16 protein-coding genes are annotated in these 17,504 nt (G+C 44.9%); 9 read left to right on the forward strand and 7 right to left on the reverse strand.

All coding sequences use genetic code 11. From position 1 onward, the window contains the following. Nucleotides 1-91: 91 nt before the first annotated feature. A complete protein-coding gene (locus R7F67_RS12630) occupies nt 92-676 on the forward strand; it encodes an FMN-dependent NADH-azoreductase (RefSeq protein ID WP_025766683.1) in 585 nt (194 codons plus the stop codon). A gap of 94 nt (nt 677-770) precedes the next feature. Here R7F67_RS12630 and R7F67_RS12635 read toward each other — a convergent pair whose 3' ends face one another. Then, a complete protein-coding gene (locus tag R7F67_RS12635) occupies nt 771-1,160 on the reverse strand; it encodes a hypothetical protein (protein ID WP_228009997.1) in 390 nt (129 codons plus the stop codon). A 62-nt stretch (nt 1,161-1,222) separates the two neighbouring features. Further along, on the reverse strand, nt 1,223-2,527 hold the full coding sequence (locus R7F67_RS12640) for a MipA/OmpV family protein (RefSeq protein ID WP_318057203.1): 1,305 nt from the start codon (nt 2,525-2,527) through the stop codon (nt 1,223-1,225). A gap of 235 nt (nt 2,528-2,762) precedes the next feature. Here R7F67_RS12640 and R7F67_RS12645 point away from each other — a divergent pair, with 235 nt between their 5' ends. The 3 genes from R7F67_RS12645 to R7F67_RS12655 all read left to right on the forward strand — a co-directional run bounded on the left by R7F67_RS12645 (nt 2,763) and on the right by R7F67_RS12655 (nt 5,694). Continuing rightward, nucleotides 2,763-3,113, forward strand: coding sequence for a hypothetical protein (locus tag R7F67_RS12645; RefSeq protein ID WP_005377676.1), 351 nt, complete (start codon nt 2,763-2,765; stop codon nt 3,111-3,113). Between the two features lie 9 nt (nt 3,114-3,122). Continuing rightward, a complete protein-coding gene (locus R7F67_RS12650) occupies nt 3,123-5,063 on the forward strand; it encodes an alkaline phosphatase D family protein (protein WP_033905249.1) in 1,941 nt (646 codons plus the stop codon). A 190-nt stretch (nt 5,064-5,253) separates the two neighbouring features. Continuing rightward, the gene (locus tag R7F67_RS12655; RefSeq protein WP_258454577.1) at nt 5,254-5,694 is read left to right on the forward strand and encodes a TerB family tellurite resistance protein; all 441 of its coding nucleotides are present in this window, start codon (nt 5,254-5,256) and stop codon (nt 5,692-5,694) included. Between the two features lie 241 nt (nt 5,695-5,935). On the opposite strand, the gene R7F67_RS12660 is transcribed toward R7F67_RS12655, so the two are convergent. Then, entirely contained in the window at nt 5,936-6,466 is a 531-nt protein-coding gene (locus R7F67_RS12660; protein WP_005377684.1) for a 3'-5' exonuclease, read from the reverse strand. A gap of 83 nt (nt 6,467-6,549) precedes the next feature. Continuing rightward, nucleotides 6,550-8,091 (reverse strand): sensor domain-containing diguanylate cyclase, encoded by a 1,542-nt coding sequence (locus R7F67_RS12665; RefSeq protein ID WP_005377686.1) that lies wholly within the window; start codon nt 8,089-8,091, stop codon nt 6,550-6,552. A 291-nt stretch (nt 8,092-8,382) separates the two neighbouring features. On the opposite strand from R7F67_RS12665, the gene R7F67_RS12670 reads away from it, so the two are divergent. From R7F67_RS12670 to R7F67_RS12680, 3 genes are read left to right on the forward strand one after another with little or no spacing between them, the layout of a single operon-like run. Then, nucleotides 8,383-9,015, forward strand: a complete 633-nt coding sequence (locus R7F67_RS12670) for a DUF2760 domain-containing protein (protein WP_005389474.1) — start codon at nt 8,383-8,385, stop codon at nt 9,013-9,015. Next, complete coding sequence (locus R7F67_RS12675; protein ID WP_258454578.1) at nt 9,015-10,979, forward strand: Hsp70 family protein; 1,965 nt, start codon at nt 9,015-9,017, stop codon at nt 10,977-10,979. The genes R7F67_RS12670 and R7F67_RS12675 overlap by 1 nt, the downstream gene beginning before the upstream one ends. 55 nt (nt 10,980-11,034) lie before the next feature. Further along, a complete protein-coding gene (locus R7F67_RS12680) occupies nt 11,035-13,845 on the forward strand; it encodes an Hsp70 family protein (protein ID WP_258454579.1) in 2,811 nt (936 codons plus the stop codon). Nucleotides 13,846-13,930: 85 nt separating this feature from the next. Here R7F67_RS12680 and R7F67_RS12685 read toward each other — a convergent pair whose 3' ends face one another. Then, on the reverse strand, nt 13,931-14,125 hold the full coding sequence (locus R7F67_RS12685) for a hypothetical protein (protein ID WP_005377692.1): 195 nt from the start codon (nt 14,123-14,125) through the stop codon (nt 13,931-13,933). Nucleotides 14,126-14,211: 86 nt separating this feature from the next. Between R7F67_RS12685 and R7F67_RS12690 the strand changes: the two genes are divergently transcribed. Next, a complete protein-coding gene (locus tag R7F67_RS12690) occupies nt 14,212-14,898 on the forward strand; it encodes a DNA-3-methyladenine glycosylase I (protein WP_005377694.1) in 687 nt (228 codons plus the stop codon). Between the two features lie 84 nt (nt 14,899-14,982). On the opposite strand, the gene R7F67_RS12695 is transcribed toward R7F67_RS12690, so the two are convergent. Continuing rightward, nucleotides 14,983-15,960, reverse strand: a complete 978-nt coding sequence (locus R7F67_RS12695) for a Gfo/Idh/MocA family protein (RefSeq protein ID WP_213905945.1) — start codon at nt 15,958-15,960, stop codon at nt 14,983-14,985. An 11-nt stretch (nt 15,961-15,971) separates the two neighbouring features. Then, a complete protein-coding gene (locus R7F67_RS12700) occupies nt 15,972-16,259 on the reverse strand; it encodes a putative quinol monooxygenase (RefSeq protein WP_025766691.1) in 288 nt (95 codons plus the stop codon). A 103-nt stretch (nt 16,260-16,362) separates the two neighbouring features. On the opposite strand from R7F67_RS12700, the gene R7F67_RS12705 reads away from it, so the two are divergent. Further along, on the forward strand, nt 16,363-17,241 hold the full coding sequence (locus tag R7F67_RS12705) for a LysR family transcriptional regulator (protein ID WP_182039594.1): 879 nt from the start codon (nt 16,363-16,365) through the stop codon (nt 17,239-17,241). Nucleotides 17,242-17,504: the final 263 nt, after the last annotated feature.

The raw sequence follows: 17,504 nt of genomic DNA on the forward strand, positions 1-17,504 counted from the left end.
CATGTTCAGCGAATCGCTAGGCTTTTGAACTCACTTACGTTGCTTATAATGGCTCCCATAGTCGAAAGCACTTATTTAAGGAATAACCATTATGTCTCGTGTACTAGCTCTAAAATCAAGCATCCTTGGCGATTACTCTCAATCAAACAAATTGGTTGAAGACTTCATCAAAAATGTAGACCAAGACAAGCTTACTGTTCGTGATTTGGCTGCAAACCCGCTACCTGTTTTGGACTTCGCCGTTGCGACTGCACTGCGCGCTACGGAAGATCTTTCACAAGAACAGCAAGCGGTGGTCGACTTGTCTGACACCCTTATTGAAGAAGTAAAGGCCGCAGACACTTTGGTTATTGCCGCTCCAATGTACAACTTTACCATCCCAACTCAGCTTAAAAACTGGATTGATTTGATTGCTCGTGCAGGCGTGACATTCAAATACACAGAAAACGGCGTTCAAGGTTTGATTGAAGGTAAAAAGGCGATTGTAATAACGACTCGTGGTGGTATTCATAAAGATTCACCAACTGACAACGTTACGCCATACCTACGCACTGTGCTGGGTTTTGTAGGAATCACTGATGTGGAATTTGTTTACGCAGAAGCGCTAAACATGGGTGAAGATGCGGCTGCAAAAGGCATTTCAGAAGCGCAAAGCCAACTTGCAACAATGGCGTAAGTTAGAAGAAACCAGAATACAAAAGGGATTGGTTCGCGCCAATCCCTTTTTGGATCCTTATGCCTTGATCGTATTTATAGGGTCTCTTACATCGTCAAAAACGATTCACTTTCTCCAAGTTGCGTATTGCATCGAGGTAGACTTTTTCTAAAGACCGCTCAGCTTCGCTTATCATATTCTCGATCATCGCATTAAACGCGACATCGCTACGGATTTCTATATTGTCTCCCGCCTTAACGTCAAGAGAGTTGACGTACAGCACCAACCATTCATCGCCCTCCAAGTGCCCTTCTCCGTGAATGGCAAAAAAGCGTTTGGCAAATTCAGCGTTGGTACAATTTATCGCTTCAATTTGAAGATTGAATGAGGAGTCGATACTCATGGTGCTTATGCCATCCGATTCATCAGATGCATCACAAACAGCCTTAACTCTGGCACGATATACGAAATTTCTCGTTGAAAGCAGCATAGTATTATTCATCATTACTCATAATGGGCGATAAATAAGTCAGTTGCAAATCCGACCTATATGCATCTCGTGATGCGCTAAAACTCGAACTGGAAATAAATAGTATTGTAGTTGCTCCCACCTTTAATTCGCCCAAACTGCGAAGCGCTTTCAAAAATCGCCGAGCGGTGATGCAATGAATAGCCCACCCACATATTGTTCCAGCTCTTTTGGTTGAAGAGATCGCCTACATTGACATCAAACGAGAAATCTAGGTAGTTGAGCAACTTGCTTGGTGTATAACCCTTGTCTTCCATTTCTGTGCCTTCAATATAGGTAATGCTATCAATGTATGACACACCTTCCGCTACACCAAATCGCCAAGTCGTAGGCCAATTAACCGTATAATAAGCCTTAATCGCCATGACGTATTCTGTGCTCGCAGACTGAACACTGGACGACCAGTGATGAACCAACCCTGGCGTTAAATAAATATCAAGAGGAAAACCAAACAGCTCATCCGTTAATGGATGCCCATAAAACAATGAAGTAAGTTGATTGTCGTATGGGTCTTTTTCTCTCTCAAAGCTAAATATTTCACCGATGTTCGAAGGCGTCGCCCAACCATGCGCAATACGTAGATATGCTTTATTGCTCAGTGTCGGTTTCGGAACTTTGCTTTTATCGTTGAAAAAGCCAAAACCGACAAACACTTCTCCCTGATATCGATCTTCTACAAGCTGACTGTTGTAGGCGTTATCATCTAAGCGAGTAACACTCGTCTCACCCAGTAAATACAAATTTGAAGTTACATGGTAACGCGCTTTAATACCAAGATTGGTGTCAAGTCCAGCTCCAATTCTCTCGCCAGTAATATCCTTAAAGGAGTAATATTCACTATTGAAATCAGCATCTTTGTATCGAATCGTAATCGCTGGCTCTAATTCCCAATCCCCAAATACATAATTGGCAGCAAGGCGGTAATTAGAGTGAAACTGGAGTTCGTCGTCCGTCATCAACTCTACTTCTGCGCGCCAATTGTCGTTAATGCTATAACGCACTTGCCCACCGAAATCGACTCTGTCCCCTTCATTAGCATTTTGTAGCGACATGGGAATATCGACAAATCTCAATCGCATGAGTGCGCTCGCACGCCAGTCGGAATCACTCTCATTATACAAAAAAGCGCCACCTTCAATGCCATTGATATACACATGTTCGTTTTCAAAGAACATCATTGGTACAAATGTACTCACCGTAGAGTCATTATCGGCGGTATAAAACGGAATCGATGCTGTGCGATACATCGCAGCAATCCCCCACGTTTGTTCTTCTGCACCATGCGCAGAAGAAACTACCGCAGCTAAAGGTAAAACGAGTGTTGTTAGAATTAATCTCTTCATGAGTTCGAAAAATGTTGGTTGAGAAGCAGGCAAACATCAATGATTTGCCATTAAAAGCTTATGTTCTGCTGATGATAGCCGTTACAATGGCAAATGTTGTCATCCTCGTGACAGTTTGAGTCCCAAGATCATATTAATATTGCACGACTAGGTGAGCTTGTTTGCGAATATTTTACCATTACAACAAGCGCTTAAACTCTAGCTTAGTTCTAAATCAAACATAATGAAGTAAAAAGTGAAAGCATCAGAACTCATCTCTACCTTGAATCATTTACCCGCAGACACAGACCCAGACATTGTGATGGGAGAAGCATGGCTGCCAGAGAGGTTGATAGGGACTCAACTCGATGGTGACATGTTGTTTTTGCACTTTGATAATGCACCAGAAGATGGTCAAGGTGACGAAGAAGGGCGTGGCTTCGTCGAACACGAAATCGACCTAATTAGAACTCGGCTTCAGCAAATTTTGGATGAAGACAGTGATAACGCGTCAAAAGCCGATGCGATGCTTGGTTTGTTCCTTATGGGACATGAACTTAGTAGCTCGCAAGTTATCGAAATATTAGAAGAAGAAGCTGACACATAAGGAGCCGTTTTGCCAGCATTGATGAACACGACTGAAATTTCTTCACTTCCTCTTGTCGTTGCAGGTCCGATCCTACGTAAAGTGACCGCAACTGAAATCAATATTTGGCTAGTCACCACCCAACGCTTGGAGGGTATGGTGCAAATTACGGATGAAAATGCCTCCATCCTTTATCAAGCCCCTTTAAGTGAACAAAAAGAACAGCTTCAAATCGGCCTCAATGCGTGGTGTTGCTTACTTAAATTAGAAGGCGAGTTTCCAACCCATCAAGCGTTACGCTATCAAATAAAAACGCAATATGGCTTAGTGACGGAACTGCTCCCTCACCTGACTTATGAGCGAGATAATACGCCAAACTTGGGTATTGAGTTCCTCGTTAGTGAAAAAGCGGATTATCTCTTACATGGCTCTTGCCGTAATCCCCATCACTTCAGTGATGATACATTGGTCGCTGCGGATCATAAAATCGCGTCTCAATCCATTGAAGAAAGACCAGATATGCTCATCATGAGTGGTGATCAAATCTATGCAGACCATGTTGCAGGCCCCACTCTCGATGCCATTGAGCAAGTCATAGCTTTATTGGGTTTGCCAGGCGAAGAATTCGATCAAGCTCCGATAAAAAATACCAATGAGCTCTACCAACACCCTGCTTGCTATTATGGTCGAGATAAATTGTTGCCTCATTATGTGAGTGATGACAGTTTACTAAGTAAGTTTTTTCCACACCGAGGGACACCAATATTCAGCGCCAAAGAGTGTGAGAATCACCTAATAAGCTTTGCTGAGTGCTTTGCAATGTACTTATTGGTTTGGTCTCCGACCTTGTGGAAGCTTGTTCGAACGGATCGTTTATTAGAAAACGAATTTACTGTCGGCGGAGAAGTTCTTGAACCCAAATGGCAGCAGCAATGGCGCGAAGAAAAAAAACAAATTGATAAATTCGTCGCAGGTCTGGACAAGGTTCAACGCTTACTCGCTCACATTCCAACCTATATGATTTTTGATGATCACGATGTCACCGACGATTGGAATCTCACCATAGGCTGGGAACAAGCCGCATACAGCAACACGTTTGCAAAACGCATTATCGGTAATAGCTTGATTGCTTACTGGCTTTGCCAAGGTTGGGGAAATGCGCCAGAAAAATTCAATGATGAATTTATGAGCCTCGCTCAACGCTTTATCGATGAGCGAACCTCGCAAACCCAAGATGCATTTATTCAATATTTGTATCGCTTTGAGAATTGGCACTACACCATTCCTACGACACCAAAAGTTGTCGTGCTAGATACACGAACCAGACGCTGGCGTTCTGAGTCTAAAATGAACAAACCTTCTGGCTTAATGGACTGGGAAGCGATGATTGAGTTCCATCAGGAGCTCGTGCATCAAGACAAGGTTGTTATTGTTTCTGCCGCGCCAATGTTTGGTGTGAAATTTATCGAAGCACTACAACGTGTGGTGACCATGCTTGGTAAACCATTGATGGTTGATGCTGAAAACTGGATGGCTCACCCCGGAAGTGCGAATACTCTTATTAGTATTTTCACACACACAAAGACACCAACTAACTTTGTTATTCTCTCTGGCGACGTACACTACTCTTTTGCATACGATATTAAGCTCCGCTATCGAAAAAACAGTCCGAATATCTATCAAATCACCTGTAGTGGAATTAAAAATCAGTTCCCTACACAACTGCTCAATATTTGTGATGGCCTAGATAGACTGCTATACAGCCCTCGCTCACCTTTAAACTGGTTCACAAAACGTAAACGACTCAAGATTTACAAACGCGCACCAAGTACGCACAACTTTTATCGCTTGGTTAACCATAGTGCCATTGGTGAGCTACGTCTTGATGATGAAGGCAAACCAAGTCAAATTAGTATTCTGACGAGTGATGGTGACGAAGTTCATTTTCCACCCACACGTGCTGAAAGCTAAGTATCAATCCCCAAATGACTTGCCCTTTGTAAGAGGCAAGTCACCGTGAACTAACTCAGGAGTTTAGGTTTTTTTGGGGAGAAAGTGGCCGTGCTTAAATGTCAACGGCGTGCTAAATTTGGTATCGCACCTTGAGATCTTCCGTATTTATTACCATGTTAACCAAATAAACAATAGCTCGGTGTTCATTATGTTTAATTCTCTCACATCATTATTTAAGCAACTCATTGATGGCTCTGATTTAAGCCAAACCAACACACTTTCCCCTAACATGGCTATCGCGTGTTTGCTTTGTGAAGTTTCTGGCGCAGACCATAGTGTCGATGATAGAGAACAAGAAACAAAGCGCTCTTTATTGATGAAACTGCTTTCGTTAAATGAAGAAGAATCAAATACTTTGTTAGAGCAAGCGCAACAGAAAATAAAAGATTCCGCTTCGCTGTACGACTTTACCTCTCAACTAAGAGAACTGACTCAAGAAACTCGTTACAACTTAATCAAAAGCATGTGGGAAGTCGCTTACGCAGACGGCGAAATTGACCCGCTAGAAGACACGGTGATCCGTAAAACAGCAGAGCTACTCTATGTTGATCACAGCGAGTTCATTCGAGCGAAGTTACAGTCTCAGTAAAGTGACGAGATGAGTATATAAGTCGCTGGCTAACTCTAAGCTACCCCTAGAATGACAACAGATATCGCTTCTGTAGCCATAAAAAAACGCGCACTCTGCGCGTTTTTCAATGAGCCAATGACATTGTTATTAAAATACTGGTCAAAGTATGTGTTTAGCTCTTTCCACACTAAACAGACTGCATGACAAAACAACAATGGTTGGATGATTATTTAATTACAAGCTAGCTAGGTTCGAATAACTAAAACATGGTCAAAGCAAGCTTAGCTAAGTTGTATGCATCTACATAGCCAGAGTGTTGACGCCCTTCCCAGTCTATTCCTTTTGCTTCTTGAGCGGCTCGATGGCCTATACGTTTATCTTTAAGACGATTTTGAATACGGTAGAGTGTCGCTAAGTTGATGAACTCTGTGAACGGTGCTTCAATACCTTTTTGCTTACACTCTTCTAGAAGAATGAGGTCATCTCGCCCCCAAGATGCAAAGATTTTGTTGCGACCACCGAAGTTCTTAACCATGGATTTAAGCACTTCTTCTAGTGGGCGTCCTTGTTTTTCAATCTTACGTGGTGTGATGCCCGTTAACTCAGCGCAAAACAGAGACACTTCATCGTGTTCTGGTTTCACGTAGTATTGAGCACGCTTGACTATCTCACCTTTAGACAAATCTATTTCAGCTAACCCCACTTCGATAATTTCACCCGTGCTGCCGACGCCATTTTCGTTCCAGCAACACATTTCTAAATCGAAGCATACAATACGGTTATGGTTCATAGTTTGCCTTGGTTCCTAACATAAAAATTTAAAGCGTACGATTCTATCGTAACACGGCGTAAAACTCGAATTTGTGCGCCCATTTAATCGCCGATCGACACATTATTACGGCCGTTTTTTTTACTCAAATAGAGTTGACTGTCCATTTTGTGATACAAGCTCTCAGGATCTTCTTCTTTATGGATAACCGCACCGATACTCAACGTACAGATGATTGACGCATCACCATAATCAAAAGCCGTACTTGCCACAACACTCCGTAACTTTTCTAGGTAAGCTTCTAGCACCGCTCTATCAATGACTTTAGAAATAATACAAAACTCGTCACCACCAGCGCGGTAAAACTTATCTCCCGGTTTTAAATTAGCACTGACCAGCTTAGTGACATGTTGCAACGCTTCATCTCCACCTAAATGGCCGTGTTTGTCATTAATCACTTTGAAGTGGTCGATATCAAAACCAACCAAGGCGAAGTTAACACCTTTGTTTATCTGATTAAGCAAGTGATCGTTGAATGCTCGGCGATTCAGTAGTTGAGTTAGAGGGTCTCGCTCTGCCATTCTTTTTAATTCAACGGTTTTGAGCTCCAACATGACCGCTAAGCGCTCTTTTTCTCGAGACTGTAAATTTACAATCCAACTGATCAAAAAGGCGATTACCAATCCGGCTAGCGTCGTGCCCGCTAAAATAGAACGCTCCCAAGCTGAGACTGCGTCAGAAAGTTTAAAGTCAATACGCCATTCACGGTTAGGCAGTTGAATGGTTCGGCTTATAACGGTTCCTCGAATGTTATCCCAGCTAGCACTTTGAAAGAGAACAGGGTCATCTGCTGCGTCGAATCCCAAGTCTTCTACGCGCACCGACATATCGAGCTCCGTCGCGGTTTTCGTAATCAAATCCTCAAAGTAAACCGTACTTCGAATAACACCGGTCACTACTCCTAATAAATATTTGTTCTCGAAGTCGAACACTGGATGGAACACCAGCAACCCAGTCTTAGGTATGGACTTGTCATAACCATCTTGCAGTAAGCGAACTTTATCCGAGACATTCGCTCGCCCATTTTCGGAAATATCATCCAAGATTAAATCGAAGCGTTTGCGCGAAAAATAGAAACCCAATAGAGAAAGGTTTTCCGGTGTTCTTGGGTAGATATCCGACGCGATGAAAATTGGCTCATTGTGTTCAAAAATGTACCCGTAGGTTTTGGGACCATCTTTAGGAACGGTAAACGGTTGGAAGTTTGGAAATTTTTGACGGGTCTTTAAAATATGTTCATCAAGATCTTCGAATTCGACCTTTTGCATCCATTGAAGTCCAATGAGACTTCGCGAGCTGTTAATCACTTGTTCCGCATACATCGGAAACGATGGCCAATAGCTTCGCTCAATCGAATGGAAAAAGTTTGCGCCCGCACCAATGAACTTTAGATCATTCTCGACGTTTGCTTTAAGTGATTCTGCTTGTCGGTCGGCTAAAGTATCAAACGTAGTCTGTGTATACCGTTGCTGCATTGTATAAGCAGCACCAACTACACCAGCAGTGACACATAAAGTCGCCAAAAAAGCTAAAATAGAGTCTGAATGTCGTTTTATAAAGCTCTTATGAGCGGTGCTTTGTGTCATATCGTAATTTTTGATACTTCCGTAAGTTAAACTTCGGGATCTATTGAAATACTGCGTTAGCAATGCACAAACATCAAGCAACAACCTATATTGGGGAGTCTGATCGTCGATTTTTCACGCTGTTCGTACGGTATAGTCACGAATTATTACAGCCTTAAGCCTTGAATATGCTACCATCCGTCATCATTTTAATGTCTAAACTTGGTGCAAGATCGCAAAGACGATCGTTTTAGTGAACAAATATGAGCCAATACTGAGCACCAATAAATCAATAGAAAGAGAAAAAACGTCATGAACATTGATTTGAACCTAATTCCTCAAACGTTCGATATGCTTCACGCTGGCCTAACCGCATCGAGCGTTTTGCTTCTTCTAGTTGCAGTGTCGCGCAAATCAAAAGTGGTCGAGAAAGTGGTAGAAAAACCAGTCGAGAAAATCGTCGAGGTTGAGAAACCAGTTGAGAAGATCGTTGAAGTAGAAAAAGTAGTGGAAGTAGAGAAAGTCGTTGAAAAAGTGGTGGAAGTTGAATCAAAACTTGCAACCGCGTCAACGGACTCTGCAATGCAGCTGCTTTCTATCATGCAACAAGAAGCTCGCCTGATTGACTTCCTAAAAGAAGACCTAACGTCATTCTCTGATGAAGAAGTAGGCGCAGCCGCTCGCGTAATCCACACTGGCGGTCAGAAAGTACTGAACGACTACGTGACGCTAGCGCATGTTCGTAACGAAGACGAAGAAACTCGCATTACGGTTGAAGAAGGCTTCAACCCACAAGAAATCCGCCTAACTGGCAACGTAACAGGCAGCGCGCCATTCAACGGCACGCTAGTTCACAAAGGCTGGAAAGCAACATCAATGACGTTGCCTAAACTTGCTGAGAACTACGATGCTTCTGTGATCGCTCCAGCTGAGGTTGAGCTGTAATGGAACACATGAACCAAGAAAACCATTCTCAAGAAGCGTCTGTTGAAACTCAACAGACACCTAAATTCAGTGTTGGTATCGACTTAGGTACAACACACTGTGTCATGTCTTTTGTTGATACACACAACGAAGACGCTCGCGTTGAAGTGATGCCAATCCCGCAGTTGACTGCGCCGGGTACGGTAGAGACTCGCAACCAATTAGGCTCTTTCCTTTACCAGCCGCACGAGCACGAAATGAACCCGCAATCACGCGTTCTTCCGTGGTCGAGCGAGCCAAAAGCTCTAGTTGGTGCAATTGCACGTAACCTAGGTTCAAAAACACCGATTCGCCTTGTTGCAAGTGCGAAATCTTGGCTTTGCCACGCTGGTGTAAACCGTCGTGATGCATTCCTACCAGCGGGTAGCCCAGAAGAAGTGGAAAAAGTATCCCCTCTTCGTGCGACAGAGCTTTACCTAGAGCATCTAAAAGACGCTTGGAATCACACGAATCCAAATCACAATCTTGCCGATCAAGACGTGACTATTACGGTTCCTGCTTCTTTTGATCCTGCTGCTCGCGATCTAACTGCAGAAGCTGCACGCAACGTTGGTTTTGTGCACCTAACGCTTCTAGAAGAGCCACAAGCTGCGCTTTACAACTGGATTGATAACAGCAACGACAAATGGCGCGACGAAGTTGAAGTTGGCGACATCGTACTTGTGGTCGATATCGGTGGTGGTACAACCGACCTTTCTTTGGTTGAAGTAACTGAAGACGACGGCAACCTAACTCTGAACCGTATCGCGGTAGGTGAACACATCCTACTTGGCGGTGACAACATGGATCTTGCACTTGCGTACCGCTTGAAAATGAAGCTAGCGCAAGAAGGCAAAGAGCTACAACCATGGCAAGTTCAGGCAATGACACACGCATGTCGTGACGCGAAAGAAGCGCTCTTGAACGACAGCGAACTTCAGTCAGTGCCAATCGTGGTACCAAGCCGCGGTTCTAAGCTGCTTGGCGCAACGCTGAAAACAGAACTGACTCAAGAAGAAGTACAACAAACACTGGTTGACGGCTTCTTCCCTCAAGTTACGATTACGGACCACCCTGTTCAACGTAACCGTGGTGCACTAACGCAAATGGGTCTGCCTTACGCACAAGATGCGGGTATTACTCGTCACATTGCAGCGTTCTTGTCTAAGCAAGCCAATGCTCTTTCTGCTTCAGGAAATGGCGCAGAAGCAGCAGCTCAAGATTTCAACCCATTCGCTAACATGCCTGGTATGCCAGGTGCGGATGCAGCGCAATCGGCTGACTTCATCAAGCCAACGGCAATCCTATTCAACGGTGGTGTTCTGAAATCGAAGCTTCTAGCAACTCGTCTAGAAGACACGATCAACGAATGGTTAATTGAAGCAGATGCTGAAATGGCAAAACGCCTAACAGGTGTGGATCTAGACCTTGCTGTTGCTAGCGGTGCGGCTTACTACGGCTCTGTGCGTCGTGGACAAGGCGTTCGTATCCGTGGTGGTATTGCTTCAGCGTACTACGTGGGTATCGAAAGTGCGATGCCAGCGATTCCGGGCATGGCGCCTCCAATGGAAGCACTTTGTGTTGCACCATTTGGTATGGAAGAAGGTTCCAGCGTTGACGTACCAAGCCAAGAGTTTGGTTTGATCATCGGTCAGCCGGTTAACTTCCAATTCTTCGGCTCAACGGTTCGTCGTGATGACCTAGCAGGTACTCACCTAGACTACTGGGCACCAGAAGAGCTCGAAGAGCTACCAGAAATTCAAGTAACGCTGCCTGTATCTGAAGGTCGTCGTGAAGGTGAAGTGGTTCCGGTAACCCTAGCCTCTCGCGTCACAGAGCTTGGTACGCTTTACTTAGAAGCCATTGCCGCTGATAACGGTCAAAAATGGCATGTTGAGTTCGATGTGCGCGAAGACGCGAAAAGCAACTCAAACGAAGAAGAATAAATAGAAATCAAACGGCATCCAATCGGGTGCCGTTTTTAAATACACGAAGGTTTGTATGGCATCTCCTCGTTTTCTTGTTGGTATTGACCTTGGCACCACAAACACTGTGGTGGCGTACTGTGAAATCACCGACAACCTTGAACAATCCGAAGTATCCCTATTCGACATCGACCAACTGATTGGTCCGGGTGAAGTGGTTCGTAAACCATTGCTGCCCTCTTTCCGCTATCACCCTGCAGTTGGTCAAATCTCCCCTTCTGACCTAACACTTCCTTGGGAAAACGAACCTGTATCTGGCGACATTAGTAATGTGATCGTGGGTGAATGGGCTCGTGAATTAGGCGCTAAGGTGGAAGGACGTCAGGTATCCAGTGCTAAAAGCTGGCTATCACACCAAGCAGTGGATCGTAGCTCAGACATTCTTCCTTGGGCTGGTGCGCAAGACGTAGATAAAGTTTCTCCCGTCATTGCCAGCGCAAGCTACCTCAACCACATTCGTCAAGCATGGAACTACCGTCACCCTAGCAACAAGCTAGAAGACCAAGATGTGGTTGTGACCGTTCCAGCGTCGTTCGATGAAACCGCTCGTAAGCTCACGCTTGAAGCCGCTGAGTTGGCAGGTTTGAAAAAAATCGTCCTGCTCGAAGAACCACAAGCCGTATGTTACGACTGGTACGCACGCCACCAGCAAACCGCAGCTGATGAGCTCAAAGAGTTACCGCTGATTCTGGTGTGTGATGTGGGCGGTGGTACTACCGACTTGAGCTTGATTGAAGCCAGTTTCTCTTCTCAAGATGAACTAGCCCTTGATCGTATTGGTGTTGGCGAACACTTAATGCTGGGCGGTGACAACCTCGACTTAGCATTAGCACACCTTGCAGAGAGCCGCTTCAACCAAAGTAAGAAGCTCACTGCAGCAAGCCTGACTAAGCTGATTCAGCAAACGCGCAAAGCGAAAGAAAACCTACTTTCAGCGAGTGCACCTGAAGAAGTGAAAATCACCATGCTGGGCAGCGGCTCTAAACTTCTTGGCGGAACAAAGAGTATTGGGCTGAGCAAACAAGAAGTGCACCAAATCGCTTTAGATGGCTTCTTCCCGCTTTCTGATTTCAGTGAAGTGCCAGACAAACGCCGCAGCGCCGTTGTTGAGTTTGGTCTTCCATACGTCGCTGACCCAGCAGTGAGCAAACACGTTGCCGAGTTCTTAACTCAGCATCAGCAAGTGTCCCGTGCCGCTCTTGGTCTTGAAGACGACAAACAAAATGCCATTCCTGTCGGTTTGCTACTTAACGGTGGTGTGTTCAATAGTGAACTAGTGACTGAGCGTGTCACTACCCTACTGTCCGATTGGCGAGGCGCTCCGGTTACGGTATTAGACAACCCACATCCAGATTGGTCTGTTGCACTAGGTGCTGTTGCGTTTGGTAAAGCACGTCGTGGTGCACAGCTAAAAATTGGTGGTGGTGCAGCGCGTTCTTACTTCTTGCATCTTCAAGAAAAGAACAAGATGGGCAAAGCGCTTTGTTTGCTTGCAAAAGGTACAGAAGAAGGTCACGAGATCCGCTTAAGTGGTCGTCGTTTCTCGCTTACCTTAGGTGAACCTGTTCGCTTTAACCTGCTGACGTCTACCCACGACACCTTAACCAATAACACCGCTATTCAAAACGGTGTGATGGTTGACGTTGATCCTGACTTGTTTGCTCCTCTGCCACCTTATATCACCACCCTTGAAGGTGAAGGTGCCGAACTGCAAGCCAACCAGAAAGAGCGCGTAGAAGTGCAACTGGCGTGTCAGTTGACCGAAGTCGGCACGCTTAAGATGGAATGTGTCAGCGCAGAAGACGATAACAAACGTTGGGAGCTGGAATTCGAAGTTCGTAACAAGCAAACCGATGACAGCGAGCAAGTTAAGCTTCACCCTAAACTGAACGAATGTAAGGAGCTGATCGCTCGCCTTTACAGCGGTAACAAGAAAAGCGCAGAAAGTAAAGAGATCAAAACCTTAGCCAAAGATCTTGAGAAGAAACTGGGCAAACGTGACGAGTGGGATTTCACGACCCTACGTCAACTGTTTGATACCTTTGCACAAGGTCGTAAGCGTCGCCGCCGCTCTGAACAGCACGAGAAAAACTGGCTTCGTTTAGCAGGTTTTGCACTGCGTCCGGGCTTTGGCGATCCAACCGACTCATGGCGCATTGAGCAAGTTTGGGGTCTCTACCAGCAAAACATTCAGTTTAAGAACCATCAAGGTTGGACTGACTGGTGGGTATTCTGGCGTCGTATCGCAGGTGGTTTAAGCCAAGAGCAACAAGAGACTATCTTGGCGGACATCGCGAAATACCTACACCCTGGCGCGATGAAAAACCCACAATCCGCCAAAGCGGCACAAGATATGGGTTACGAGTCTATGGTGCGCTTGTCTGCTTCTCTGGAGCATTTAGAAGTCGAAGACAAGGTTCTATTGGCTACGTGGTTCTTGAGCAAAGCCATCAACCATAACCAGTTCGAACAAGCGCACTGGTGGGCTATGGGTCGCTTGGCATCGCGTACGCCTTTGTATGGCAGCCAGCATAACGTCATTCCTCGTGAACAAGCGGAACAATGGTTACCTAAGCTGTTGGAACAGAACTGGCAGAAAGAGCCAATGATCGCTTTCGCAGCCGTAATGATTTGTCGTAAGACGGGCGACCGACTATTCGATATCTCTGACGACTACCGTGAACAAGTTCTCACCAAGCTGAAGCAAAGCAAGGTGCCTGAATCTTGGGTATCACTGGTTGAAGAAGTCAAAGAGCTATCTGAGAGCGAATCGAAGCGTATCTTTGGTGATGCACTCCCAAGCGGTCTGACGCTGGTAAACAACTAAGCTCCCATGCTTATAAACGCAACAAAGCCCTTCATGAGAAGGGCTTTGTTTTATCTGATTCTACTCGCTGACCAAAGACAACTCGTTAGTTCATTTCCGTATTGATTACCACATCACGCGTTTCATTATCCATATCACTGATGCCGACCACTGAGATTTCACGGTCAGATAAATTCTCAATCATGCTGTCTTCCAACCCACCGTCCGTCATCCACGCATAGAATTTTTCCGCAATACGATCCGAACCTTCTCCGACAAACGTTAATGTGACCTTCTTCATTTGTGACACTCCATCAATTTACGATTCAGCCACTTAAGCGTAGTATGTTTCGCAAATATCGACATAAACTAGGACTAACTTCTTTTATGAGTATCGAAAAATTTGACGCGATTTATCAGCGCGCTGCTGAGCGTAAAGGTGGTGAAGATCAACTTGAAGCGCTTTTGTCTCATCCACTAAGCAAAGAAGAATTGGCAGCGATTCCCGATGACCGTTGGCTGGCCGCTTTTTCGATGAAGGTATTCCAAAGTGGGATTTCGTGGAGCGTGGTTCGCAACAAGTGGCCGAACTTCGAAGAAGTATTCTTCGGATTTAAGATTGAGCCCTTGTTAATGCTGTCAGACGAGCAATGGGAAACCAAAGCAACCGACAAACGCATCATTCGCCATCTCACTAAAGTCATGTCGATCCCTGCTAATGCTCGTATGATCCACGAAGCAAAAATCGAATATGGCTCGTTTGGCAAAATGGTTGCTGATTGGCCGCAAGAGAAAATCACCGACCTATGGGCGTATTTGAAGAAACGCGGCAATCGCCTAGGCGGAAATACTGGCCCTTACACACTTCGTCAAATGGGCGTTGATACCTTTATCTTGTCTAGCGACGTGGAAGCTTACCTGCGTAATTGCAAGATCATTGAAGGTGGCAAAGATACGAAAAAATCGCTCGATGCAACCAACAAAGCGTTTGTTCAATGGCAGCAAGAAAGTGGTAGAAGCCTGTCTGAGATCAGCCAAATCATTGCGTTCAGTACCGGCGATAATCGCATTTAATCCAGACTGAACCCACAATACAAACGGCGCACTGATCATTGGATTTAGTGCGCCGTTTTTATGTTCATTGGTTCAAGTACACACTTACTTTGAAGCCAGTGATTCCCACTCAGTCAGTAGCTGCATAATACGGTGAGAGTCTTCCCATGTTGCACAAGGGTTTTCTAACGAGGTACGCCCCTCTTCAACCGCTTGGCGAATATTGCGCACTTGATAGAAGAAAGCGTCCCCAGTTGCCGGTACAGACACCTCGCGCTTCGACGTCTCGTAAATTTCCACACTAAACTGGTTATCTTGCGTTGGTAGCCATGGGTTTGAATCTAAGGTAATACAGCCTTTGCTACCCAGAATGGTGAACTGGTGTTTCAATCCATGATCTTCGGCAGTATGTACGCTCACCGTTTGTTGCTCACCAAATTGCATCATCAAGCTCGACTCGCAGATATTCCCATCATTACCTCGTCGGCCAATCGCTTTCATTGAACGGTTCTCAAAGGTTTGTTCACCCAACATGGTTTTAACCACCAAATGCACTAATGACATTGGATAGCAACCTAAGTTATACAAAGCACCTTTGCTGTCTGGATTAACAAACTGCGCAATCGACGCAATATAAGACGTATGGATGGAGCGAAGTTCACCAATCTCTCCCGATTTAAGCACCGAAACCAACTCACTGATAAATGGGTGATGCAAGTACATTAAGCCTTCAGCAAAGAATACCTTGTGCGCTTCTACGGCTTGAAGTGCCAGCTCGGTTTTTTCCATATCTACCGAAAGTGACTTTTCACACAGGATCGCTTTGCCCTGCTCAGCCGCTTTGACGATAAAGTCATGATGAAGGTGATTTGGCAATGCGATATAAATAATGTCGACTTGCTCATCAGCAATCAACGCATCGTAATCGTTGAACGTATTCTCGATGCCATATTGCTCAGCGAATGCCTGTAAGTTCTGCTCCGAACGCCCAGCAACCGCGTACAGTTCACTCTTGTCATCGCCTTGGATTGCCTCAGCCATGACTCCTGAGATAAAGCTTGTGCCTAAAATGCCCCATTTCATGTTCACGTCTCCTATTGAGCTTGGGTTTCGAATGCTTGAACTAACTCTGCCATTTCAGCCGCAATAAACGCTTGTGTATGCGGCATAGCAAAATGCGCTTCAATCGCGGCGCGGTTTTCATATCGCTCCCAAAGAATCACACGTTGTGGAGCTTTAGAATCGTAGGTCGCATTCGCTTGCAAGCACCCCGCTTCGCTTTGCATATCAAGGCAAAATTGTTCAATGGCTTCAACCACTTGTTGTCTTGGCTTATCGGCATTCATTTTCAGTTCGGCGGTAACAAAAATCGTCTCGCTCATGATGGCTCTCTTTCTCCATTCTTAATCATACGCCCACTGTAATTAACCTCATTTGATTGATAAACTCTGCTTTAGTTATTTCTTTATCAACTCTGGGTGTGCAATGGATAAATTAACAAGCATGAAAGTTTTCGCTTACGTGGTCGAACACGGCAGCTTTCGTAATGCAGCACACCACTTTGATATTTCACCGACCATGGTTGGCAAGCACATGAGCTTTCTTGAGCAAAGCTTAGGTACGCAGCTGATTCATCGCACCACGCGCAAACAGTCCTTGACCGAAGCTGGCAGACTCTACTATCAAGAGTGCCACCGCATTATTGAAGACATCACCAACGCAGAGAACCTAATCCAGACGCTGATCAACCGCCCAACTGGAACAGTAAAAGTTAACTGCCCAGTTACCTATGGTAAAAAGGTGATTGCGCCCATCGTAGCTGACTTCTTAGCTGAATTTCCCGAACTGAACGTTGAGTTAATGTTGGATAACAGTTTGATTGACCCATATCGAAGCGAAGCAGACGTGATTATTCGTATTGGTGAGTTGGTCGATTCATCGTTAGTTGCAAGAAAACTCGGGCAATACGACATGACTTACTGCGCCTCACCCTCTTATCTTAAGCTGCATGCCCCTATCCAATCGCTTGATGACCTTGAACATCATCATTGTTTGGGATTTCAGTACCACCAAGGGGAAAGCCAACAGGTGGTGAACATGCCATCTAATACCTTTGGAAACAGCAACACCCGATTAACGTCTAATAATGGTGATGTGCTTAAGTTTGCCGCGTTAAAAGGCTCTGGTGTTCTTCTGCAACCAAAGATCTTAGTTGAACAGGAAATCCAATCTGGTGCCTTGGTAGAAATTCTGCAGCAACATGCTCCCAAGCCAAAACCGATCCACCTGCTTTACCGTTCAAAACAGCTTTCCCTTAAAAACCGTACCTTGGTCGATTTTATTCTTTCTCATGTGAATCCATAACGTCACCCCATAAAGCGGCGACAATTTAATCATTTAATTAACTTTTATTCTCGATATGACAAATATTATTACTTGTTAATTGTCTTTATTTTTCATGTTGTTAGTCAGAGACACCCATTAACTAGGCATAATTTATTGATTCACACCAATTGCATTGCTCTGACAAAGTGACTAGGATTGCCGCCTTTCCTGAGTGAACTATCAAAAAAATATCGAGAAATTTAATCTAATTTCTCTTCCTGTTCGTGTGCAATCACAACATT

This window comes from Vibrio sp. YT-17 (assembly GCF_033337375.1).
Taxonomy (GTDB): Bacteria; Pseudomonadota; Gammaproteobacteria; order Enterobacterales; family Vibrionaceae; genus Vibrio; species Vibrio alginolyticus.